General features: G+C 44.9%; 19 protein-coding genes and 1 riboswitch. Of the genes, 12 read left to right on the top strand and 7 right to left on the bottom strand.

The genetic code is table 11. From position 1 onward, the window contains the following. Position 1: 1 nt before the first annotated feature. The 3 genes from GNE05_RS20355 to GNE05_RS20345 are packed head-to-tail and all read left to right on the top strand — an operon-like array spanning position 2 to position 3,612. Positions 2–2,332 (top strand): xanthine dehydrogenase family protein molybdopterin-binding subunit, encoded by a 2,331-nt coding sequence (locus GNE05_RS20355; RefSeq protein ID WP_160183158.1) that lies wholly within the window; start codon positions 2–4, stop codon positions 2,330–2,332. Next, positions 2,319–3,161, top strand: coding sequence for an FAD binding domain-containing protein (locus GNE05_RS20350; RefSeq protein ID WP_160183157.1), 843 nt, complete (start codon positions 2,319–2,321; stop codon positions 3,159–3,161). The genes GNE05_RS20355 and GNE05_RS20350 overlap by 14 nt, the downstream gene beginning before the upstream one ends. After that, complete coding sequence (locus tag GNE05_RS20345) at positions 3,154–3,612, top strand: (2Fe-2S)-binding protein (protein WP_015418586.1); 459 nt, start codon at positions 3,154–3,156, stop codon at positions 3,610–3,612. Before GNE05_RS20350 ends, GNE05_RS20345 begins: the two co-directional genes overlap by 8 nt. 39 nt (positions 3,613–3,651) lie before the next feature. On the opposite strand, the gene fbp is transcribed toward GNE05_RS20345, so the two are convergent. Next, positions 3,652–5,577, bottom strand: a complete 1,926-nt coding sequence (fbp, locus tag GNE05_RS20340) for a fructose-1,6-bisphosphatase (RefSeq protein ID WP_014419314.1) — start codon at positions 5,575–5,577, stop codon at positions 3,652–3,654. A gap of 298 nt (positions 5,578–5,875) precedes the next feature. Beyond that, a riboswitch (glycine riboswitch) is annotated at positions 5,876–5,956 on the top strand. Positions 5,957–6,101: 145 nt separating this feature from the next. Here fbp and GNE05_RS20335 point away from each other — a divergent pair. Both GNE05_RS20335 and GNE05_RS20330 read left to right on the top strand, forming a co-directional pair. Then, positions 6,102–7,448, top strand: coding sequence for an amino acid permease (locus GNE05_RS20335; RefSeq protein WP_014419313.1), 1,347 nt, complete (start codon positions 6,102–6,104; stop codon positions 7,446–7,448). 140 nt (positions 7,449–7,588) lie between these two features. Continuing rightward, the gene (locus GNE05_RS20330; protein WP_160183156.1) at positions 7,589–8,821 is read left to right on the top strand and encodes a Fic family protein; all 1,233 of its coding nucleotides are present in this window, start codon (positions 7,589–7,591) and stop codon (positions 8,819–8,821) included. A gap of 42 nt (positions 8,822–8,863) precedes the next feature. Here GNE05_RS20330 and ahpF read toward each other — a convergent pair whose 3' ends face one another. Together ahpF and ahpC are read right to left on the bottom strand one after the other, a co-directional pair. Then, positions 8,864–10,393: an alkyl hydroperoxide reductase subunit F gene (ahpF, locus tag GNE05_RS20325; protein ID WP_007614902.1), complete on the bottom strand. Its 1,530-nt coding sequence runs from the start codon at positions 10,391–10,393 to the stop codon at positions 8,864–8,866. A gap of 13 nt (positions 10,394–10,406) precedes the next feature. Then, a complete protein-coding gene (ahpC, locus tag GNE05_RS20320; RefSeq protein ID WP_004393188.1) occupies positions 10,407–10,970 on the bottom strand; it encodes an alkyl hydroperoxide reductase subunit C in 564 nt (187 codons plus the stop codon). A gap of 587 nt (positions 10,971–11,557) precedes the next feature. On the opposite strand from ahpC, the gene GNE05_RS20315 reads away from it, so the two are divergent. The 3 genes from GNE05_RS20315 (at position 11,558) to GNE05_RS20305 (ending at position 14,232) form a co-directional block, all read left to right on the top strand. Beyond that, positions 11,558–12,469: a restriction endonuclease gene (locus GNE05_RS20315; RefSeq protein WP_061861690.1), complete on the top strand. Its 912-nt coding sequence runs from the start codon at positions 11,558–11,560 to the stop codon at positions 12,467–12,469. A gap of 148 nt (positions 12,470–12,617) precedes the next feature. Next, complete coding sequence (locus GNE05_RS20310) at positions 12,618–13,508, top strand: M48 family metalloprotease (protein ID WP_061861689.1); 891 nt, start codon at positions 12,618–12,620, stop codon at positions 13,506–13,508. Positions 13,509–13,545: 37 nt separating this feature from the next. Further along, positions 13,546–14,232, top strand: a complete 687-nt coding sequence (locus GNE05_RS20305; protein ID WP_114354736.1) for a VOC family protein — start codon at positions 13,546–13,548, stop codon at positions 14,230–14,232. A 36-nt stretch (positions 14,233–14,268) separates the two neighbouring features. Here GNE05_RS20305 and GNE05_RS20300 read toward each other — a convergent pair whose 3' ends face one another. The 3 genes from GNE05_RS20300 to GNE05_RS20290 all read right to left on the bottom strand — a co-directional run bounded on the left by GNE05_RS20300 (position 14,269) and on the right by GNE05_RS20290 (position 16,350). Then, positions 14,269–14,724, bottom strand: a complete 456-nt coding sequence (locus tag GNE05_RS20300; protein WP_014419310.1) for an RDD family protein — start codon at positions 14,722–14,724, stop codon at positions 14,269–14,271. A 69-nt stretch (positions 14,725–14,793) separates the two neighbouring features. Continuing rightward, a complete protein-coding gene (locus GNE05_RS20295; RefSeq protein WP_160183155.1) occupies positions 14,794–15,960 on the bottom strand; it encodes an MFS transporter in 1,167 nt (388 codons plus the stop codon). Positions 15,961–16,038: 78 nt separating this feature from the next. Then, positions 16,039–16,350 (bottom strand): ArsR/SmtB family transcription factor, encoded by a 312-nt coding sequence (locus GNE05_RS20290; RefSeq protein WP_160183154.1) that lies wholly within the window; start codon positions 16,348–16,350, stop codon positions 16,039–16,041. Positions 16,351–16,492: 142 nt separating this feature from the next. Here GNE05_RS20290 and GNE05_RS20285 point away from each other — a divergent pair, with 142 nt between their 5' ends. Both GNE05_RS20285 and GNE05_RS20280 read left to right on the top strand, forming a co-directional pair. Beyond that, positions 16,493–16,912, top strand: a complete 420-nt coding sequence (locus tag GNE05_RS20285) for a DUF5391 family protein (protein ID WP_004393203.1) — start codon at positions 16,493–16,495, stop codon at positions 16,910–16,912. Positions 16,913–17,042: 130 nt separating this feature from the next. After that, entirely contained in the window at positions 17,043–18,263 is a 1,221-nt protein-coding gene (locus GNE05_RS20280; RefSeq protein WP_089072494.1) for an outer membrane protein assembly factor BamB family protein, read from the top strand. A 37-nt stretch (positions 18,264–18,300) separates the two neighbouring features. Here GNE05_RS20280 and GNE05_RS20275 read toward each other — a convergent pair whose 3' ends face one another. Then, positions 18,301–19,638, bottom strand: coding sequence for an aldehyde dehydrogenase family protein (locus GNE05_RS20275; protein ID WP_160183153.1), 1,338 nt, complete (start codon positions 19,636–19,638; stop codon positions 18,301–18,303). A 141-nt stretch (positions 19,639–19,779) separates the two neighbouring features. Here GNE05_RS20275 and GNE05_RS20270 point away from each other — a divergent pair, with 141 nt between their 5' ends. Both GNE05_RS20270 and GNE05_RS20265 read left to right on the top strand, forming a co-directional pair. Further along, on the top strand, positions 19,780–20,937 hold the full coding sequence (locus GNE05_RS20270; RefSeq protein WP_160183152.1) for a TetR/AcrR family transcriptional regulator: 1,158 nt from the start codon (positions 19,780–19,782) through the stop codon (positions 20,935–20,937). 121 nt (positions 20,938–21,058) lie between these two features. Next, positions 21,059–22,209, top strand: a protein-coding gene (locus tag GNE05_RS20265) for an IS3 family transposase (protein WP_099566475.1) whose coding sequence is annotated in 2 segments (ribosomal slippage) — positions 21,059–21,332 and positions 21,332–22,209 — 1,152 coding nt in all. Because the reading frame shifts where the segments join, the coding sequence is not laid out codon by codon here. The last annotated feature ends 228 nt before the right edge of the window (positions 22,210–22,437 follow it).

The raw sequence follows: 22,437 nt of genomic DNA, 5'->3' as shown, positions 1-22,437 counted from the left end.
GTTGGAGTATATCGGGAAGAGTGTCATTCGAAAAGAGGCCCTTGAAAAAGTGACGGGTAAAGCGAAATATACGGATGATTTTCAAGAAACAGGCACATTACACGCAAAAATACTGGTCAGTCCATATGCTCATGCCGATATTGTGTCTATGGACTTTTCAGAGGCTTGGAAGATTCCCGGCGTGAGAGCGATATTGGGTGATGAACCTTTTCCGCTTGCAGGTGAGGAAATTAAAGACAGATCGCCGATTGCTTATAAAAGGGTCAGATACCATGGTGAGCCGGTTGCTGTTGTTGTTGCGGAAAATCCGATTACAGCTAAAAAGGCAGCGGATGCCATCAAAGTATCCTATAAACCTCTTCCCGTCGTCAATTCCCCCCGTGAGGCCTTTCAAAAGGATGCGCCGCTCGTCCATGAAAATGCGGACCGCTATGAGAAGACAAAAGGTGTATTCCCGGTTCCGAAGACCAATATCGCAAACTTGGATAAGGTTAGAAAAGGAAATATTGAAGACGGGTTTAGGGAAAGTGATGTGACAGCAGAATTCCAGATTTCCTTTAACCCTTCTGATCACGCTGCGATGGAAACAAGATGCTCGATTGTTGAAATTCGGGCGGATGAGGAGATTATCATTACCACATCCTCTCAAGCTCCTTTTGCCATTAAAAAATTAATGCAGTGGTATTTTGGAATCGAACCCGGAAAGGTTATCGTCAAAACGCCTTTAGTAGGAGGAGCGTACGGGGGAAAAGCAGCCGTTCAGTTAGAGGTGATTGCCTATTTGGCATCCAAAGCGGTTGGAGGCCGGCCCGTCAAATTGTTTAATACGAGAGAAGAGGATCTGATCACATCTCCCGTTCATATCGGGTTGGATGCCATTGTCAAATTAGGGGCTACAAAGGATGGAATCTTAAAGGCGGCAGACATTCAGTTTTTATTTGATGGCGGAGCGTATTCTGATAAAGGAGTGGACATCAGCCGGGCTGCGGTGGTTGATTGTACGGGTCCGTACGCGATCGATCATATACGGTGTGATTCATATTGTATGTATACGAATCATCCATATCCAAGTGCATTCAGGGGCTACAGCCATGCTGAAGTGTTATTTGCCTTTGAGCGGACGATGGATGTATTGGCGGAAAAGCTGAACATGGACCCGTTAGAACTCCGCTATAAAAATGCCATTCGCCCCGGTGACACCACACCGACTCAAGTTCTTCTCAATTCAAGCACGGTCGGAAATGTGCCGAAGTGCATTGAAAGATTAAAGGAATTAATGAATTGGGACGAGGGACAGCGAATTGAAATCAACGGCCGGAAGATACGGGCGAAGGGAATCAGCTGTATTTGGAAAACCTCAACATTTGATACAAATGCAACGTCCGGGGTGATTCTAACCTTTAATCCCGATGGAAGCATTAATTTGATGTCAGGGGTAGTGGAAATTGGAACAGGGACAAAAACAGTGCTAGCCCAAATCCTGGCGGAACGAATGAAAATGGATATAAGCAAAATTCACGTAAAAATGCTTATAGATACACAAACAACACCCGAGCATTGGAAAACCGTAGGGAGCAGAGGGACGTTAATGGCCGGAAATGCCGTACTGAATGCAGCGGAGGAAGCCATTCGAAAGCTGAAGGACGTGGCATCATGTGTGTTGCGGGTTCCTGTCGAGGAATTGGAAGTGGCCGACGGAAAGGTTTATTTTATAGATCATCCTTCTGTACATGTTGAAATAAAAGACATTGCTTACGGATATACCTTTCCAAATGGAAATACCATTGGCGGCCAAATCATTGCGAGCGGCAATTACACATTAACCCGGATGACGAATTTAGACCGGGAAACGGGAAGAGGGAAGCCGGGACCCGAGTGGGCTGTCGGTGCTCAGGGAATTGAAGTTGAGTTGGATAAACGGGATTATACGTATCGAATTACAAAAGCCTATTCTGTTGTGGATATAGGAACTGTACTGAATGAAAAAGCTGCTAGGGGTCAAGTGATGGGGGGGATGAGTATGGGAATCGCATTTGGAGGAAGAGAAACCTTTGTATTTGATTCATATGGCAGAGTATTAAATCCTCAGCTTAGAACATACCGCCCCCTTCACTATGGAGAGCAGCCTGAATATATCATTGAATTTGTTGAAACCCCGCATGTGATTGCGCCTTATGGAGCGCGCGGCGGCGGGGAACACGGACTGTTGGGGATGCCGGCAGCATTGGGAAATTGCCTTTCCGCCGCTTTAGGTGTCCAATTGAATCAACTTCCTCTCATTCCCGAACAATTATGGAGGACGCAAGAGGGGTGGAAAGATGATACCGTTTGATTTCGACTATTTTAAACCGAAGACCATTCAAGAAACAACCCGCCTGTTTCACTCTCTTGCGGCCGAAAAGAAAACACCAATGTATTATTCCGGCGGCACGGAAATTATCACGTTAGGAAGGCTGAATATCGTCTATACGGATGCGGTGATAGATATGAACGCGCTTCCGGAATTTCAAACCATCCGCTTTTATGAAAATGATCTGGTGATCGGAGCAGGCGTGTCATTAACGAAACTGGAGGAAGAAAATCCATTTCCGCTATTAAGTAAAACAGTCAGTGAAATAGCAGATCGGACGACTCGAAATAAGATCAGCCTGGGCGGAAACATTTGCGGGGGCATCTATTACCGTGAGGCCGTGCTGCCGTTGTTGATTTCTGATAGTTTGATAGGGATTGCAGGGAGAGCGGGGATTCATTACCGTCCCATAAATAAAGTATTTAACAAGGAAATACAATTGCAAAAAGGTGATTTTTTATTTCATGTCGTTGTCGATCGAGCGTACGTTGACCTGCCATTTGTCAGTATCAAAAGAAGACAGCAGTGGAATGTCGGGTATCCATTGGTGACAGTCTGTGCGCTGAAAAAAGATGATGAGATCAGAATGGCCTTCAGCGGCGTATGTCCATTTCCGTTTCGTTCTGCTGAAATGGAGGCTGTGCTTAACGATAAAAGCCGATCAGCAGAAGAAAGAGTGCGCAGGTCTTTACAGTATGTACCCAAACCCGTTCTTGATGATGCAGAAGGCTCAAGTGAATACCGAATATTTGTCTTGCAAAATACAATTTTAGATGCCCTACGGGAATTAGAAGGAGGTCCAAATGTCTGATCCTATTACGTTGAAAGTAAATGGCGAGGAAAGACAGATTACGGTCAGGCCGGCTGATACTTTGTTATTTGCTCTTCGTCTTCGTCTCGGATTAACTGGTGCAAAACCGGGCTGCTTAAATGGGGATTGCGGCGCCTGTACGGTATTAACGGACGGGGTGCCGATGAAATCTTGCTTAATGCTTGCGGCAGAAGGGGAAGGAAAGGACATTACGACGATTGAAGGACTGATCAATACGCCGATTCAAAAGGCCTTTATTGAAAAATTCGCGTTTCAATGCGGTTATTGCACACCGGGTTTTCTCATGAATTGTCATGCTTTAGTGAATACTGAGCCGAATGCAAGTGATGACACGATAAAAAATTGGCTGGAGTCCAATATTTGCAGATGTACGGGTTATAGGGAGATTGAAGAAGCGGTTAAATCCGTTTTACATACAGGGAAACCGTAAAAAAAGAGCCCAGAGAATCATCTCTGAACTCCATATTCTTCACTTCATATACCGATACTCCCGCAGCTTCTCCAAAATCGCCACTTCTTTCATCAGTTCTTCACCGACGTTTGTTTCTTTCACTTTCTTCCGCTCCAGCTCTTTGTCGACTAATCGTTTCACTGTTAAGACGTCGGTTCCGGTGCTCAGCACTTCGGCCTTGGAGTTAAAGTGTTTATGGGCGACGAGCTGCATGCCGTAGGAGTTGTATAAGAGCGTGTAGCCGGCGATGCCTGTTGTGGATTGGTAGGCTTTGGAGAAGCCGCCGTCGATGACGATCATTTTTCCGTTTGCCTTGATCGGATCTTCGCCTTCGATTTCTTTTACCGGTGTATGGCCGTTGATGATATGGCCGTGATCCGGGTTGAGGCCGAATTCCTTCAGGATGTTTCGGCAGGCTGCTTCGTCTTCACGCAAATAGTAATACGGATTTTTCTTTTCTTTATGCGTTTCCTTCTCTTTAATGAAGTATCGCTCAAAGGTTGTCATGGCGCGTTTTCCGAAGAGGGAAGAGTATTCGCCTGTCCATAAGTACCAAGTCATATCTGTCGCCAGATCATCGGTTTCTTCCGGATGGGCGAAGGCTTCTCGTAAGAACCGTTCAAATACATCGAGCAGCTCACGGCCCGCATAAGCTTTATCCTCTATCATCATCGTTTCCATGCTGCCGTTTTCATCGACGGGAATACAGCCGTGAATCAGCAGGTTGCCGTTATATTTTAAATAAAGGCTGCCTTTTTTCATCATAAAATTCATATGGCGGCCCAGCTTTTCGGAGTTCTGAACAGAGAACAGCAGCTTGTCCATGACTTCCGCTTCTTCTTCTAACAGCTCGTCAGGCTGTTTAGGATTCACCGTCGCAAAGCAGGTGTTTTCTAGCTGATATGTTTTTCCGTTCAGCGTGATTTCATTGCGATCATAATCAATCTTTTCCAGTAACAGACGTTCCTCCATATTAAAGTTCGGCCGTCTCTTAATAATCGGGCTCTCAAGCTTGAATTGGATCATCGCGATCGCCTGATGAATTTTTGTGATTTGTTTAATCTCATCTTCCGGTCTGTTTTCGTCCGCTTTCGGGCGGAAAGACGGGTTATCATCGTAATATTTTTCGGCAAGGTTCAATAGCGGTCTCAGATTGATGCCGTAAACGTCTTCAATAATATCCAGATTGTCATAGCGGGCACAGATGCGGATAATGTTTGCCAGGCATACTTTTGAGCCGGAATAAGCGCCTATCCAGAGAACATCATGATTCCCCCATTGAATATCCACTGAATGATAGTTGATCAGTTCTTCCATGATTTTATCCGGCTGCGGTCCGCGGTCATAAATATCGCCGACAACATGCAGATGGTCGACCACCAATCGCTGCGTGCTGTAGGCAAGGCCGGTGATCAGCTTATCGGCCTGGCCGAGCGCAATGATCTGTTCTATGATTTCGGAATAGTATTGTTCCTTGTTGGCGGCTTGTTCTGTTTTGTACAGCAGCTCTTCAGAAATATAAGCAAATTGGGCGGGCAGTGCTTTGCGCAATTTGGAGCGGGTGTACTTGGAAGAACAATAAGAAACGAGCTTAATCATCCGATGAATCGTTTCTTTATACCACTCGTTTAGTGCCTCTTTCGTATCAAAGTCATGTTTGATCAGCTTCAGTTTGTCCTCAGGATAATAGACCAAAGCCGCCAGTTCATCAATTTCTCTATCGTAAATGACGCCGCTGAAAATATCGCGGATCTTCTCTTTTACCCTTCCTGAACCGTTCCGCAGCACGTGCTGGAATGCCTGATACTCCCCGTGCAGATCACTGACGAAATGCTCGGTTCCTTTCGGCAGGTTCAGTATCGCTTTCAGATTAATGATTTCCGTGACCACTTTTTCTTCACAATCGTATTTTTGTGCGAGCAGATCTAAATATTTCGTTTCCAATCTCGTCCATCCCCTTTTTATTTACGAGCAATTGTATGATAAGGTGAATTTAAAGTATGACATAATGTTTACATTATTAGACCTTATATGATAGTACCGCATAACGCCTTTTTGAGACAATGAAAACGGAAAATACGGCGCTTCAGGCATCGGAAATTGGACCGGGATAACGCCGTGAGCTCATCCCCCTATTGACAATGAATTCAGCTTCCATTATAATAAAAAGTTAGCTGATAGGTATTTCTATCAGAAACTCAATACGTAGCAGGCTATGATTGCTGTGGGTCGCACTACAGCAGGAGCGGCTTCTGGAGAGACCGCGGGTTTTCCGCGGCGCCGAAGGGTTCACAATCTCAGGCAAAAGGACAGAAGAGTACCGAATATGTATTTGTCATGCTGTTGATTGTCAGCGGCGCAGATATAATTTGATATTCTTATGACCATGAGATTGGAGGGCATCCAATCTCTTTTTTTATTGGCTTTTTTTGCTCGTCGTTCACTAGAGAGGTAAGGAGGAGTCAGATGTGGAGCAGCGAGAGCTAAAGAGGGACTTATCGAATCGGCACGTGCAGCTGATCGCCATTGGCGGCACGATCGGCACCGGATTGTTTTTAGGGTCCGGTAAGGCGATTCAGCTGGCGGGTCCTTCTATCATCTTTGCGTATTTTATTGTAGGTATTGCGCTTTTTTTCGTCATGCGGGCGTTGGGAGAACTGCTGTTATCTAAAGCGGGCTACCAATCATTAACGGATATTGCCGAGGCGTATTTAGGGCCGCGTGCAGCGTTTGTCACCGGCTGGACCTACTGGTTTTGCTGGATTATGACGGCTATGGCGGATGTGATCGCCGTCGGTGTGTATGTGAAATATTGGTTTGATATTCCGCAGTGGATTCCGGCACTTATCTGTTTGCTCATTTTATTAGGGCTTAATCTGTTAACGGTTAAGATTTTTGGAGAATTGGAGTTTTGGTTCGCCTTAATTAAGGTAGTCACGATTCTCGCGTTAATTGTCATCGGTGTGGTTCTGCTGGTGATTGGGTTCAAAACGCATACCGGAACGGTTTCAGCGGCGAATCTGTGGGAGCACGGCGGCTTGTTTCCGAACGGACTTTCAGGTTTTTTGCTTTCGTTCCAGATGGTGATTTTCGCCTATGTCGGTGTGGAATTAGTGGGTGTGTCGGCGGCGGAAACGTCAAATCCGAAAAAAAATATTCCGTCCGCTATCAATAAAATTCCATTGCGGATTTTATTTTTCTACGTCGGGGCATTGCTCATTCTTTTATGTATTAACCCGTGGATGCAGCTGAATGCGGCGGAAAGTCCTTTTGTGAAGACCTTCAGTCTGGTCGGCATCCCGTTAGCCGCGGGAATCATTAATTTTGTCGTATTAACGTCTGCTGCTTCTGCTTGTAACAGCGGGATGTTTTCAACAAGCCGGATTTTGTATAACTTAAGCAAAACGAAACAAGCGCCTGCAAGTTTTGCGAAGCTGAATAAAAATCATGTGCCGAGCCGCGCATTATGGATATCGGTTATTGTGCTGTCAGCCGGCGCTCTTTTAAGCAAATTGATACCGGAAGCGGCCTTTGGCATCGTGACAACCATCAGCGCGATTTGTTTCATTTGGGTGTGGGGCGTGATTCTTGTCTGTCATATCAGATACAGAAAAACCCGTCCGGACTTACATGCAAGCTCGTCTTTCAAGGCGCCGTTTGCGCCGTTTATCAATTACGCCGTGTTGGCGCTGTTTGCCGTCATTCTGGTGATTATGCTGTTTGCGGATGCAACGCGCCCGGCTTTGCTGCTAACGCCGCTGTGGTTTATTGGATTATTTCTTATCTATCGGGCGAGAGGGAGAAAGACAGATTGAATTGCTTCAGACGGTGTACTGCCATGCAGTACGCCGTTTTTTGTTTTGATTGGAAAGCGGGAATATTTGTTAGAAATCAGGCTATAATGATTGTATAATTTTAAAAAAGTGTATAATTTTAAATTAAGCGAGGTGGTAATATGAAGTATGAGAAGTTATCTAAGCTTTTTTATAAAATGGATGCTGATTCATATGAGAAAGAATGTAAAAAGAGAACAAGCAGCTATGGCAGTTATTCAACATCATTAAACATACGGGGGTTCCGAAAAGGCCGACCCACGGGCGATTCATTTGAGCTATTTTATGTGAATACACATAAACTCATGAAGCTGAATAATGAAGTGTTGTTAAACAGTTCCAAAATTTCATCCCTTATCAGTCAGCTCCCCGAATTTGCCGTCAAACCTTATTTTGATAAATTAATTATTAATGAAGCACAGAGTAATAATGAAATTGAAGGAATCCGCAGTACAAAAAAAGAATTGAAAGAGGCTCTTAAAGCGTTAGAACAATCCGAGCCCTCACATAAGCGGTTTGTCGGATTGATGAAAACATATCAATTTATAGACCGAATTCCGTCGTTTACAAGCATTCATGACTTTAGGGAATTATATGACGAGCTGGTCGCAGATGAAATCGGAGCAGAAGAGGCGCCGGATGGTGAGCTATTCAGAAAAGGCTATGTTGAAGTGAACGATGGGAACATGACCACCCATATCGGCGTTAATTCTGAACAGAAGATAACAGAAGCGCTTGAGGCTTTAATTGCTTATCTTCATGATGAAACACATCCCCAGCTGTATCGTTACATGACAGCTCATTACTACTATGAATACATTCACCCTTTTTATGACGGCAATGGAAGAACAGGACGCCTTATCGTTGGGAGTTATTTGTCCCGATACTTAGAAAAATATTCAGCCATCACTTTTTCTTACGCAGTTAATAAGAACAAAGATAAGTATTATAAGGCATTAGAGGAAATTCCCGCACCTTTAAACCGGGGAGAGCTGACTTTTTATTTAATGGATATGCTGGAATTGCTTCTGTCAGGACAAAAAGGGATTATTGAGGATCTTGAATTTAATTTAATGAAACTGAAACGAATTAGGAACTATATTGATAGCGATCAATGGGCTGATTATAAAGATGAACGTGATATTTTTAATATCATTATCACGATTAATGTATTTGTAAATGATCAGGTTACGCTGTCGGTGCAAGACTTAATGGAGCTCTCAAATAAATCGAGACATAAAATTAACAGAGTAATGGATTATTTAGAACAGCAAGGATTTGTTGAGCTGGTAAGCAGAAGGCCAAAATCTTATAAAATCAGGGAGGATTGTTTAGAGGAGATACTGCCTTCTTAATTCATATTTAAAAAAGCCGCCATATGAATGGCGGCTTTCACATTAATTCCGGATCAAATAATCAAATGCGCCTAAAGCGGCAGTTGCACCTGATCCCATGGAGATAATGATTTGGTTGTACGGGCCGTCTGTGCAGTCCCCTGCGGCAAATAGGCCGGGAACGCTTGTCGCGCCGCTCTTATCGACGATGATTTCGCCGATGCGGTTGCGTTCGACAGTTTCGTCTAACCATTCTGTATTAGGCACGAGACCGATTTGGACGAATACACCTTGAAGTTCAACGTGTTTTTCTTCGCCTGTTTCACGGTCAACGAACGTAATGCCGTTTACGTTTTGATCGCCAGTGATTTCTTTCGTTTGTGCATTTTTGTGCACAGTGACGTTTGGCAGGCTGTAAAGACGTTTTTGCAGGACTTCGTCTGCTTTCAGTTCAGGCGCGAATTCCAGCACAGTCACGTGATTGACGATACCTGCAAGGTCAATCGCCGCTTCGATTCCGGAGTTTCCGCCGCCGATAACCGCTACGTCTTTGCCTTCAAACAATGGTCCGTCACAGTGCGGGCAGTATGCAACACCTTTGTTTTTGAACTCTTGCTCACCAGGTACGTTGACATTGCGCCAGCGGGCACCTGTTGAAAGGATCACTGTTTTACTTTTCAGTACAGCGCCGTTTTCAAGTTCAAGTTCGAAGAGGTCTTTTTTCTCAAGGCGTTTCGCACGCTGAAGGTTCATGACGTCAATATCATAATCTTTCACGTGCTCTTCAAGGCTTGCGGCGAGCTTCGGTCCTTCAGTCGCTTTGACGCTGATGAAGTTCTCGATGCTCATGGTGTCGAGTACCTGGCCGCCGAAGCGTTCAGCGACGACACCGGTGCGGATGCCTTTACGCGCCGTGTAGATCGCCGCGCTTGCGCCGGCAGGTCCGCCGCCGACAACAAGAACGTCAAATGGCTCTTTGTCGGCAAACTCAGACGCATCTGCGCCGCTGCCCATTTTCGCGAGAATCTCTTCGATGGTCATACGGCCGCTTCCGAAAGATTCACCGTTTAAGAAAACAGTCGGAACAGCCATAATGTTTTTGCTTTCTACTTCTTCTTTGAATGCCGCGCCGTCAATCATTGTATGTGTGATATTCGGGTTGAGCACGCTCATCATGTTTAATGCTTGGACGACATCAGGGCAGTTGTGGCACGTCAGGCTGATATAAGACTCAAAGCGGTATTCTCCGCTGATGTTCTTAATCTGGTCAATGACCTTTTGATCAGCCTTAGGCGCTCTGCCGCTGACTTGAAGCAATGCCAGCACTAAAGATGTAAATTCGTGGCCGAGAGGAACACCGGCGAATGTAACGCCTGTGTCTTCTCCGGTACGATTAACGCTGAAGCTCGGTGTTCTGTTTAATTCAGTTTTTTCAACTGAAATTTTAGATGACATGGAAGCCAGCTCGTCAACAAGAGCCAGCATGTCCTTAGAAGTGTCATCGTCACCGGCGCTTACTTTGAGAACAATGTCGTTCTCAATTAGCTGCATGTATTGATTTAATTGTGCTTTGATATTTGCATCAAGTACCAATGGAATGCACTCCTTAGATTTTACCTACCAAATCAAGGCTAGGTGTAAGTGTTTCGCCGCCTTCTTCCCATTTAGCCGGACAGACTTCACCTGGGTTTTGACGAACGTATTGAGCTGCTTTGACTTTGTTTACTAGGTTGCTTGCGTCACGGCCGATACCGCCTGCATTGATTTCAACTGTTTGGATCACGCCATCAGGATCGATGATGAATGTTCCGCGGTCAGCAAGACCAGTTTCTTCGTCAAGAACGTCGAAGTTGCGGGAGATCGTTTGAGATGGGTCACCGATCATTGCGTAAGTGATTTTGCCGATTTTTTCAGAGCTGTCATGCCAGCCTTTGTGTACGAAGTGAGTATCTGTAGAAACAGAGTATACTTCAACACCTAATTCTTTCAGTGCAGCGTATTGTCCTTGAAGATCTTCAAGTTCAGTCGGGCAAACGAAAGAGAAATCCGCTGGGTAGAAGCAGAAAACGCTCCATTGACCTTTCAAATCTTCGTTTGTTACATCGATGAATTCACCGTTTTTGAAAGCTTTTGCTTCGAATGGCAGTACTTCTTTTCCGATTAAAGACATAATATCTTCCTCCTGAAATGTGATTTGAAATATATTAAAAAGACAAAGCATTCACTTTATCTTTCAATAATAATTCTAATTATATATAGATTATTAAATAACATTTATTTTTTGTCAAGCTATATGGGGTATTATTTTCTGCTTTTTTTGCTTCAGACGTTAAAAAACGCCTGGTATAAGCGGTTTGGCGCTGTTTGTCATGTTTAGCGCCGGGCGAAAGGGGGATTCTCAATTGGTGCAGAATAATATCAAGAATCCACCCTCTATATGGTAGTATAAACCAAAGAGGGGACGGTCATGCAAATAAAGTAACTTTGTTCAGGAACACTTTTGTGAATGGGTGTTAGGTTTTAAAAAAAATGATGAGTCCGGTGACTGGAATTTAAAGATATATATTTGTTTTGAACTTATTCAATTATGGATAGCGGATGTTCTCATATTAGCTATACCTCATATATCATCATGAGTGATTTTGAAAGAGATTTAAGTGTGAAATGAAGATGGTTTTACGCAGGGGTGTTAGGAACGCAAAAATAATATAAATATCAAGCCGGTTTTAACAAAGACATTAAATAGGAGTGTAGAAGTTGACCATACCAGGATATCAAGAATTTATGTACCCTTTTTTAAAGATTCTTTCAGATAAAAAGGAGCACAGATTACAAGACTTATACGTGAAATTAGCAAAAGAGTTAAACCTGTCAGAGGAAGATGCAGAAAAATTATTACCCAGCGGAAACCAAAAAGTACTTCATAATCGAATCGGTTGGGTAAGAACATATTTAAGTAAAGCCGGTTTAATCGACATTGTCAGACGGGGTGTTTTTCAGATCACCAGCGAAGGCTTAGAAATAATTAATGACCCGAGTGTCGCCAGTATAGATAATAGATTTCTAATGAAGTATAAGAGCTTTCAGAGATTCAAACAGACGGGTAAAGACAGCAATCAACAGGAAAGTGAGCCGTCGATTACTTCAGAGCCCAGAACTCCCAATGAAATCATTGAACAGAATTATAATGCTGTTAAAAATGAGATTAAAGAAGAGTTACTGAACCAAATATACAAATGTTCTCCTGTCTTTTTTGAAAAACTAGTCGTAGAATTGCTTGTTGCTCTTGGATATGGCGGTTCATTAACAGATGCAGGCACGGCTATAGGGAGATCTGGAGATGGCGGCATAGATGGAGTTATCAAAGAAGACATTTTAGGGCTGGATATGATTTATCTTCAAGCCAAGAGGTGGAAAGATTCTGTTTCAAGGCCGGAAATACAAAAATTTGCGGGCAGCCTGGATGGGAAAAAAGCGAAAAAGGGTGTGTTTATTACTACATCTGTATTTACTGATGGCGCAAAAGAATATGTTAAAGTGATCGATAAAAAAATTATATTAATTGATGGAGAGAGGCTGACGGATTTAATGTTCAACTATAATGTCGGCGTTAGTTTAGAGAATACTTTTGTTATCAAGAGAGTTGACCTGGATTATTTTGAAGAGTGATTAAAAAGAGGTGCTGTTAAAAACAGCACCTCTTTTTCGGAAAAAAATGGATGAGCATCTTTACAATGCTATTTTCGAAACCGATAATAAAAAGACAGATTAAGTAGTGGTAAATCATTCAAACATAATAAAAAAAGGGTGATCAAAAATGGAAGTTAGAAAAACAAAGTTCAATTATTTATACATTGTTTGGTCTGGGCTGACAGTTTTGATTTCTATTATGATCTTCAGAACATTATTTCCTTTGGCGCTTTTTCCAACGGTTCTTCTTTTTTTATCCGTTTACGGATTGTTATTCTTTATGAATTACGGACTTTTTGGAGACTGGAGAAATAGAATAAGGGCCGGGTTAAGGCGCCCGGCAACCATTGGAGAAAAGGAGTACCTTGAAAGGTTAAACGATGAAGTTTTTGTAAGCGTACAAAGACATTATCCTCATGTGAAAAAAGCGGATCTTTTTATAATAGATGATGAGGGTATTAATGCATTTGCACTGGGGTTTAAAACGATAGGATTGACTTCGGCGGCTATGAGAAATTTAAGTGATGGTGAGCTAAAAGCGGTACTGGCCCATGAGTATGCGCATCTTGCTTTTAAAGACACATTACACCTTGTAATGTTTAATTCCAGTTTTACTATTTTGAGTATCGCACTGTTGCCGCTGTATGTGATGGGATTCTTTATATGTTTTATTCTGGGGTTTATTGAAGGGCTTCTGAACGGCGGATCAAATCCTTCTGTGTCTGGGGGGTTATTAAATATATTCTTCAGGCTGGTCGGATGGTGTTACATAACGTACTGCCGTTTGGGATTTTATTTTGTGAATATCGGAAGCAGAGATTTTGAATATCGGGCAGATGAAATAGCTGCGAAAGCGGGTTTCGGAGATGAGCTGTTAGAATTTTTCTATCGGATTGAACGTGAACATATTGACGTTCGAAAAGGTTTTATCGCTTTATTAGCTTCAACACACCCATATACTGCTTACCGAATTGAGAATATTGAATCATTTTTAAACGGTGTCAGACAAGAATATTGATATATTCATTGTCTTTATAACCAAAGGGGGTATGATCATGCAAATAAATAACATTACTTTGTACAGTTGTGCGTTGGAGGAGACGAAACACTTCTATGAACGGGTGTTAGGTTTTTCTTTAATTGATGAGTCCGGTGATTCGTTTACCATCAAGGCGGGGGAAAGTGAGTTGGAATTCAGGCGCGCCGATTCTCACTCTCATCCGACGTATCATTTCGCGTTTAACATTCCGAATAATCGTTTTGATGAGGCGAAGGCGTGGATAAAGGATAAAGTCGTTTTTCAAACGGAAGATGGGGAGGATGAGGTGTATTTCTCTCATATTCAGGCGCGTTCCTTTTATTTCAAAGATCCGTCCAACAATCTGGCGGAATTCATCGCGAGAGAAACATCGCCGCCAAGCGCGGAACATTTTTCGATTGAGTCCGTTCTGAATATCGGCGAGGTGAATCTGACGGCTGCCGAAGTCGTATCAACCGGGAGGGAGCTGCAGCGTTTCGGCATTCCGGTGAGAAAGCATGCGCCTCTTAGGGAAAATGGGTTTCATTTTATGGGTGATTACAATGATGGGGCGTTTTTGCTTTTAGGGCCGAGCGGCCGCCGCTGGATTTTTTCTGATCAGCATGCGGAGTTCCATCCGCTGTCTGTCATTGTGAACGGGACGATCCGCATTGAGGCTGACGGAAAGGGCGGCATTGACATCAGGCGGGCACAGCCGTCATAAAAAAGCCCGGGCTCAAAAGGCCCGGACTTGAGGTCATTATTTATAGACAACACGGGTGCTGCACATGATATCGTGCAGCGTTTTTTTCTCTCCGAAGGCGCCCATGATGAATCCGATATAAAGAATGAGCTTAGATATGATATATGCGAAAGCGCGTCCGAAGGCCTGGCCGATGGATATCCGTCCGCCATCCTCATTGACGACCTTAAGGCCGAGCAATGCTTTTCCCAGTGTCCCCTGCATCTTTGAGGCCGTGAGCAGGCTGAAATATAAGATACTGATCACAAAAGAGCTCGCAAGAATCGGGATGACGCCGAACACCAGAAAAGAGATGTTAAACTGATTTTCGGTCATGAAGGGGTCAGCCGCCGCAACGCCTGCCGCAAATAAAAAAGAGACCATAAATTGAATGATAAAAATCGGAATTCCTATGATGATTTGATCAATGACGTAAGCCAGAAACCGAATCCAAAATCCTGCCGGTCTTTCCATGTATCTTTTTCTCTCCCTTGCTTTAATCTGGAATATTATACGTAATCATTCCGGATTTTGCAACGGAGCTTAAGCTTTTGCGAGCAGCCTCTTTCCCCATGCCAAGCGTCCCATGATCAGCCCGAAAGCCAGAAGGGCAAACATGATGCCGCACCACATCAGCTGATGGATTCCCAAATGTGAAATAAACCAGCCGCCCGCCGCCGTTCCGATGGTGATGCCGAGGTTGGAAAAAGAGACAAACAGGCTGTTGCCGAATTCGGGCGCCTCCTTTGCTTCCGCAGTAAGCCATGTCTGGCTGACAATGAGACCGCCGGAATGAACGGCGCCCCATACGAAGACGAGGACGGCCATCGGCGCGAAAGACGTCCCAAACCCGTATATGAGCAAGTAGGCGGCTGTATAAAGAAGCGGAAACAGGATGACGGTCTTTTTCATATTTTTATATAACAAAGCGCCGAAGACGAAATTCCCGGCTATCATAATCACTCCGAAGCTCATCAGCATAAAGCTGACCCATGTGCCGTTCATATGGGACACCCGTCCGAGGTACTCCGCAAAATAGCTGTAGACAGAAAACATGGCCGCAAAGAGACAGGTGACGGCAGCGATATTGAGCCACAAAGCCGGTTTGCGAAGGATGCCGAGCTGGCTTCTGAAAGACATTTTTTCTGTGACCGGCATGGATGGCAAAAAGAGAAGAATGCCCGTGAATGCGATGAGACTGATGTTAGCGCCGAATAAGAAGGCGGCTTCAAGGGAGAGACGCTCCGCCAGATAAGACGTGAAAGGCACGCCGAACGCAAAGCCGGCGGTGATGCCTGAAAAGACTTTCGTTACGGCTTTTCCGGATTGGCCGGCGGGGACAAGCCGGGCCGCGGCCGCAAGCGCTACAGAAAAGAACACCGGGTGGCATAAAGCCGGAATGATCCGAAACGCCAGCATGACACTGAAATGCGCCGTATACGCGTAGACCGCATTTGAAACGGCAAACATCAGCACCGCCAAAAGCAGAATGACTTTCCGGTTTATGCCTGAAGCAAGCAAGGTCAAAAACGGTCCCGACACAGCGACGATGAACGCGAAAATACTGACAAGCCACCCCGCTTTTGAAGCAGAAATATGAAATCTGTCCGCCACTTGCGGAAGGACGCCGATAATGCCCATTTCGGTCGTGATAATTCCGAAAACCCCTAATGCCAAAAACAGAATGAAGATGGAACTGCTTTTTTTCATTGTTATGTATGCCTCCTTTTATAACTACATATACAGAAAAATAGATATGTTATAACAAAAAAAGCCCTCCTTTCATGGTTATAGCTGGTGCAGAACATAGTCAGCAAAAGCTTTAATTTGTTTTTCATTCCTTCTGTAATAGGTCCACTTTCCGATTCGTTCGGATTCCAGCAGGCCGGCTTTTTGCATGGTCAGCAGGTAGCTGGAGATGACGGACTGCGCAAGCCCCGACTTTGCCTGAATATCACCGACACAAATTCCGGTGCGGAAACTGAGTCCCTGATCAAGATAAGGTCTTTCATCAAAATGGTCTTCCGGGTGTTTAAGCCACGTCATAATATCACTTCGTGTTTTGTTAGATAACGCTTTATGAATCAATATCGGTTCCATAACGTTTATTATATCTATTTTTCTGGATTTGTAAATTCGTTTTTAACAAAACATTCTCAAAATAACTAAATATCGTGCTAAAATATAACATATTATCAGATTACCGGTAAAAAAGCCGGGTTATTGTCAGGAGGATATTCACATGAATCAAAAGAAAAAAGGTGCGGTTGCGGTGACCTTGCTTTCCGCTCTGATGTTTTGTTTATTGCCGGTCCTCGTCTCGCTTTCTCCGCTTGCAGAAACGGGGCCGAACGCGAATCGTTTTAATTCCGCGGGCATGTGGGCCGCCGTCGGTCAGATCCTTGTGATATATGCGGTCCCGCTCATTATGTATATTCTCGGTGTTCGTGGCATGAAAATCATCATGGCTGTTTTTTGCGGAATCGGGCTTATCATTTGCGCGGCTGTCTTGTTGGTGGCGTTATTGACCGCAATTTCCTTAGGGCAGGAGCTGTCTCTTTATTACGGCCTTTTCGTTTGGTCAGGCGCGGCTTTCATCGTCAATGTGGTGTGGTATATTGCTGCGTTTCGATCATCCCCGAAGCATCAGCAGGCTATGTGACATTTGTTCTATAAATCTACCGAAAATACAAATATTTCATAGGATGATTATGGTATGATGAAAGCGGTATAGCAGTTTTTAATAGAAACGGGAGGAACTGACATTGAAAAAAAAGACAGCTTCATTGCGAATGAAAACATTGGCGGCCGGCGCTGCGGTTGCTGCGGCTTTATCTGTGGGAGCGGTTTCTGATCTGCCGGGGGCAAAATGGCTGCATCCGGCGGCTGCTCAAGCTGCGGAAACGGTATTTAAACAAAATCATGCGGCATCCGGTTTCTTGGCGGGACGGTATGACGCGCAGGCGATGTCTCCGACGATGTTCAACTGGTCAAGAGAAAGCCGGTTTACAAGCACTGCCGATGGCGCATTAAAATGGGAAAAGAATGTTCCGGCCAATCCTCAAAACGGTGCGGGAGCCGCGGTTGATGGGGACGGCACCGTATTTATTCAATCAAAAGACGGGAAGCTGACGGCGTATCATCCGGACGGTACTGTGAAATGGGTGACGGAAAACCTCGGGACGACCTATACGCTGACTCCGGTGCTCGGAACAAACGGTGTCATTTATCTTCCTTCTCACGATAAAAAACTATATTTCATCGACAAAGAAACCGGAAACATTTTAACATCGGTTCCGTTGAGCGGAGCGCCTAGTTCCGATGCGGCTATCGGCTCTGACGGCACGCTGTATGTGTCGACGCTGGATAACTATATCTATGCGATTAAACCGACGTCGCCTTCGACATGGACGCAAAAGTGGAAGTTTAAAACAAACGGCGTGGTCGGCTCCGCTCCCGTGTTAGCGTCAAACGGCACGCTGTATACGGCAACGTACAATAATATCTTTTACGCGATCAATTCCGGAACGGGCCAAGTGAAATGGTCAAAAACGACGTCCAACGGGTTTAAAGGCTATCCGGTTATTGATAGAGACGGCACCGTTTACGCCGGAAACCAGGACGGCAATTTATACGCCTATACATCAACGGGTGCTGTAAAGTGGACGTTCCCGTTAAACGGTTTCTCCAGCTCTTCATTAGCGATCGACCATAACGGCAATGTGTATATCGGTTCCGGAAGCGGCGAGCTGTTTTCCATCAGCAAAACCGGCAATATGAACTGGTCTTTCTATACGGACGGGCCTGTGAGAACGGCGCCGCTGATTGATGCGGACGGCAATGTGTACTTCGGTTCTGACGATAAAAATGTCTATGCGGTTGACGCTGACGGTAATGAAAAATGGCGCTATCAAACAGACAGCAATGTCATTTCCTCCCCGGTTCTGGCTGAAGACGGCACGCTCTATGTCGGCACTTATACGAAACTGCTCGCATTCGGGGCAAAAAAATAATAAAAAAGAATCCGCGTCATCTGCGCGGATTCTTTTTTTATTTAGAGGATTGAATAAATACGCCTTTTTCATGAGAAAATTCTTTAAAGCCGTACACACCGTGATATGAACCGATCCCGCTCGTATTGACACCGCCGAACGGAAGGTTGACGTCAGTGAAATGAACGACGACATCATTGACAGAAGCATTGCCGGATGTCGTATGCTGCAGCACATAATCGATCAGCTCCTGATTATGGCTGAATACATACAAGGCAAGCGGCTTGTCCCGTTCAGTGATGTAATCAACGGCTTCACTGATATCTTCGTAATTCATAATCGGCAGAATCGGTGCGAAGATTTCTTCCTGCATGATCTTCATATCAGGCGTCACGTTTGTCAGCACGGTCGGAGAAATCGTGCGGTCATGCGCATCGAATACGCCGCCGAACGCCGTTTTCGCCCCTTTTTCAATGGCGTCATCATACAGGGCTTTGACACGGTTAAAGTTGCGGTCGTTGACAATCTGCGTGAATTTGTTGCGGTCAACCGTATGATCATCCTCCATAAAACCTGCATTGACAATGGTTTGCAGGAGATCTGTAAAGGTGCTCTGCACTTCTTTCTTCATAAGGAGATAGTCGGGTGCGATACATGTTTGCCCCGCATTGACAAATTTGCCGACGGCGATTTTTTTCGCCGCGTCCATCAAATCATAGCCGCTGTCGATGATCGTCGGGCTTTTTCCGCCAAGCTCAAGCGTGACGGACGACAAGTGCTTCGCCGCTGCCGTCATGACGATTTTACCGACATTCGTGCTTCCGGTGAAGAAAATGTGGTCAAACGGCTGGTCGAGCAGTTCTGTGGCGACATCGACCTCACCTTCAAAAATGGCGACTTCTTCTTCGTGAAATGCCTCGCGAATAACTGTCGCGGCGATATGGCTCGTCTCCATCGTAAAATCGGACAGCTTCACAATCGCGCTGTTGCCGGCCGCAATGGCAGCCGCAAGCGGAGCCATCGTCAGCATAAACGGATAATTCCATGGGCCGAGAATTAAGGTGACGCCTTTTGGCTCGTACATTAATACGCCGTCAGCGTCGGGGCTGACGGATGAGCCGACGCGTTTCGGCGCCATCCAGGTGTCGAGATTGTTCATATTATCTTTAATCGCCTTGATCGTTCCCTGCGTTTCCGCTCTTTTCACCTCATGATAAGGCTTGCGGACGTCCCGTCTGATCGCCTCGATGATTTCTTCTTCATGTGCGGTGACGGCATCTAAAAAGCGCTGAAGCTTTTCTCTGCGCTGCCCGGCTGTTGAAGCACGCAGCGTTTTTTGATTTTTTTTCTGAAGCTCAAAGACGCGTTTGATGTCTGCTTTTATATGCTGATCCATCGGTCTTCCTCCTCTGGTTGCTTTTTTGTTTCTTCAGGGCCTATTATAATGTGATGTGTTTTTGCGGCAAAGACAGCGTAAACACATCTATACGTTACCGTACAAATTGCGGTGATCTGTCTAATGAAAGGAGTGTCTCTTATGCCGGATTCTGTGACAACTGACATCAAACAAGCGCTTTTGGCCATGCTTGGAGAGCGGGATATCCGCCGTGTGACCATGAAGGACATCGCCGAACGGTCGCATGTGAGCCGGGGGACACTGTACCTTTATTACGAAGATAAATATGCGATTTTAGAGGATATAGAGGAAGAAATGAAAGACGGGCTGAGCGAAGCGCTTTATGATTCGCTGAAGAATAAAGATGTGCTTCATTTACATGGCGGATGGCAAAAAGTGCATCCGACCCTGTCTTTTGTTGACCGGCATCGGGTGTTTTTCCAAACGATGATGGAACGCAATAAAATGCCCTATTTTCACTTTCATGCTTTTTTAAAAGATGTGTTCCGGCATGATGTGCTGCTGTCACCGGTCAATGCGGATTTCTCACCGACTGAACAGGATATGTACATTCATTACCGCGCGTTATACACGTATGCCATTGTGTTGTACTGGCTGAATGAGGAGCCCGGGGCATCCCCGGAAGCGATCAGCGGACAGGTGTGGGATTTGATTTCTCAAAAACGGTTTTACTGGCTGTTCGGCCGCCGGGTGCCGGAACAAGAAGAAAAAAAGCCCGCCGACCGGCGGGTGGCACGGACGAGGCAGGCCTTGCAAGAGGCTATGATCAGCTTAGCAGCGGAAAAAAAGGATTATGCGGCGATTACGATTTCCGATATTGCCCGTGAAAGCAACCTGCGCCGTGCCACTTTTTATGACCATTATGCCAACAAAGAAGCGTTGCTGAAAACGATCATCCATCAATCATGCCGGGAGCTGATCGGATTATTGACGGTAAAGGGAGATCCTGCTGACTGCTCCATGGAAGAAGCGGAAGCTGCGCTCGTCCGGCTTTTTTCCGCACTGTCGGAAGGCATGCCGCTCGTCCATTTTCTGAGAGAGGGTTCCGGAGTGCCTGACGTCATCCCGGAAATGTTCAGAGCGCTGCAATCGTTTTATCTTCATCAGCCTCTGCACATTCAGGCGGGCAAAAAGCTCTATGCATACTATGTCGCGTCCATGCTCGTCGGTCTGATTCAATATCGCCTTCATGAAGGAAAAGACCATGCGCCGGACATGCTGGCCCGGGAGTTTCTGCAGTTTTTGGATGTGAAGAAGTATCGGGTGATTTTGCTGTGAAGATGATGAAAAAGAACTCCCAAAACAGGGACTGACCCCATAAGATGAGACAAATAAAAACACCTTCAAGTTTGAATACGGATGATTGTTATCCGAAATTAGACTTGGAGGTGTTTTTTCTATGGGGACAAGAGTGAGTTATCCGGTTGAAGCGAAACAGAAGGCTGTAGAAATGAGATTGGCAGGCGTACCTATGAAAGAGATCATGCAGGAGTTGAATATTAAGAATAAGACACAGGTTCAGACATGGGTTAGATGGTATAAGGCTGGTGATACACATCGATTCGAACAGCCTGTTGGAAAGCAATACACTTACGGAAAAGGTCCGGAGTATTCTTCCGATTTAGAGAAACTGCAGGCAGAGATTCGTTACCTGAGACAACAGAATGAAGTTTTAAAAAAGTACAACGAATTGGAAAGGAAGTTGATAGCGAAACGTCAGTCGAACTTGTAGAAATATTGCACAGCACAATGACCGTACAGGATATCTGTATTCATTTAGGTATCTCTCGAGCGTCTTATTATCGTTGGAAGAAGAATCTGATGAAGGATCATCCCAAGCGCCATTTGGAAAAACAAATCGGCACGTTGTGCCGAGAGCACAAGTATCGATATGGATATCGAAAAATCACAGCCATACTAAAAAAGAGAATGTGTATTAACCATAAAACGGTTCAACGTATTATGCAGAAAAATCAATGGCAGTGTCGGGTTAAGGTGAAAAAGCGCAAGAAGGATGGGCAGCCATATGCCGTGGTCGATAATATATTGGATCGGAACTTTCAGTCTGATCGTCCTCTTGAAAAACTAGTAACGGACATCACATATTTGCCTTATGGACAGAAACAATTGTACCTTTCCAGTATATTAGATTTATACAATGGAGAAGTGATTGCTTTTACTATTGGGGATAAGCAGGACACAGCCTTTGTCTTAGACACACTTGATCAGCTACCAATGCTGCCTGAGAACTGCGTGTTACATAGTGACCAAGGTTCTGTGTATACATCTTACGAGTATCAAAAAGCTGTTAAAACAAAAGGCATTACCATGAGCATGTCCCGCAAAGGGACGCCCGCTGATAATGCCTCCATCGAATCGTTTCATTCCTCGCTAAAGTCTGAAACGTTCTATCTTAACAGCATTGATCGAACTACGACTGCCATCGTAGAACGCACTGTCATAGAATACATTCATTATTATAACAATATTCGTATTCAAACCAAACTAAACAACCAATCACCGATAAACTATCGGCAATTGGCTGTTTAAAAGGTGTTTTGACCCCTGTCTCAAAAACGGGGGGCAGTCCCACAGGCGGAGTTCTTTTTTGCTGTTTTCTTCGAGAAGTGCCGCTATGAAGTGTCCGGCGTTATCCCTTATAAAAAAGAAACCTTCCATATGACGCCTGATCAGCATTTTGCCGCCAAACATGACAAATGTCATATTCGAGGCATGATGGCTGCTACTACAAAAGCGTCTGGCGCCCCGTTATACTTG

Origin of the sequence: Bacillus sp. AM1(2019) (assembly GCF_009906915.1) — a bacterium.
GTDB classification, from domain to species: Bacteria; Bacillota; Bacilli; order Bacillales; family Bacillaceae; genus Bacillus; species Bacillus velezensis.
The sequence above is the reverse complement of the archived record's forward strand: the minus strand, read 5'-3'. Positions and strand labels throughout refer to the sequence as shown.

What these genes read in the sequence shown, in the direction of transcription:
- GNE05_RS20275 (WP_160183153.1), bottom strand. Translation starts at nt 19,638, where the DNA reads ATGGATCAGCATATAAAAGCAGACATCAAACGCGTCTTTGAGCTTCAG.
- GNE05_RS20305 (WP_114354736.1), top strand. Translation starts at nt 13,546, where the DNA reads ATGCAAATAAATAACATTACTTTGTACAGTTGTGCGTTGGAGGAGACG.
- GNE05_RS20280 (WP_089072494.1), top strand. Translation starts at nt 17,043, where the DNA reads ATGAAAACATTGGCGGCCGGCGCTGCGGTTGCTGCGGCTTTATCTGTG.
- GNE05_RS20310 (WP_061861689.1), top strand. Translation starts at nt 12,618, where the DNA reads ATGGAAGTTAGAAAAACAAAGTTCAATTATTTATACATTGTTTGGTCT.
- GNE05_RS20285 (WP_004393203.1), top strand. Translation starts at nt 16,493, where the DNA reads ATGAATCAAAAGAAAAAAGGTGCGGTTGCGGTGACCTTGCTTTCCGCT.
- GNE05_RS20330 (WP_160183156.1), top strand. Translation starts at nt 7,589, where the DNA reads ATGAAGTATGAGAAGTTATCTAAGCTTTTTTATAAAATGGATGCTGAT.
- ahpC (WP_004393188.1), bottom strand. Translation starts at nt 10,970, where the DNA reads ATGTCTTTAATCGGAAAAGAAGTACTGCCATTCGAAGCAAAAGCTTTC.
- GNE05_RS20270 (WP_160183152.1), top strand. Translation starts at nt 19,780, where the DNA reads ATGCCGGATTCTGTGACAACTGACATCAAACAAGCGCTTTTGGCCATG.
- GNE05_RS20290 (WP_160183154.1), bottom strand. Translation starts at nt 16,350, where the DNA reads ATGGAACCGATATTGATTCATAAAGCGTTATCTAACAAAACACGAAGT.
- GNE05_RS20345 (WP_015418586.1), top strand. Translation starts at nt 3,154, where the DNA reads ATGTCTGATCCTATTACGTTGAAAGTAAATGGCGAGGAAAGACAGATT.
- GNE05_RS20350 (WP_160183157.1), top strand. Translation starts at nt 2,319, where the DNA reads ATGATACCGTTTGATTTCGACTATTTTAAACCGAAGACCATTCAAGAA.
- GNE05_RS20295 (WP_160183155.1), bottom strand. Translation starts at nt 15,960, where the DNA reads ATGAAAAAAAGCAGTTCCATCTTCATTCTGTTTTTGGCATTAGGGGTT.
- GNE05_RS20300 (WP_014419310.1), bottom strand. Translation starts at nt 14,724, where the DNA reads ATGGAAAGACCGGCAGGATTTTGGATTCGGTTTCTGGCTTACGTCATT.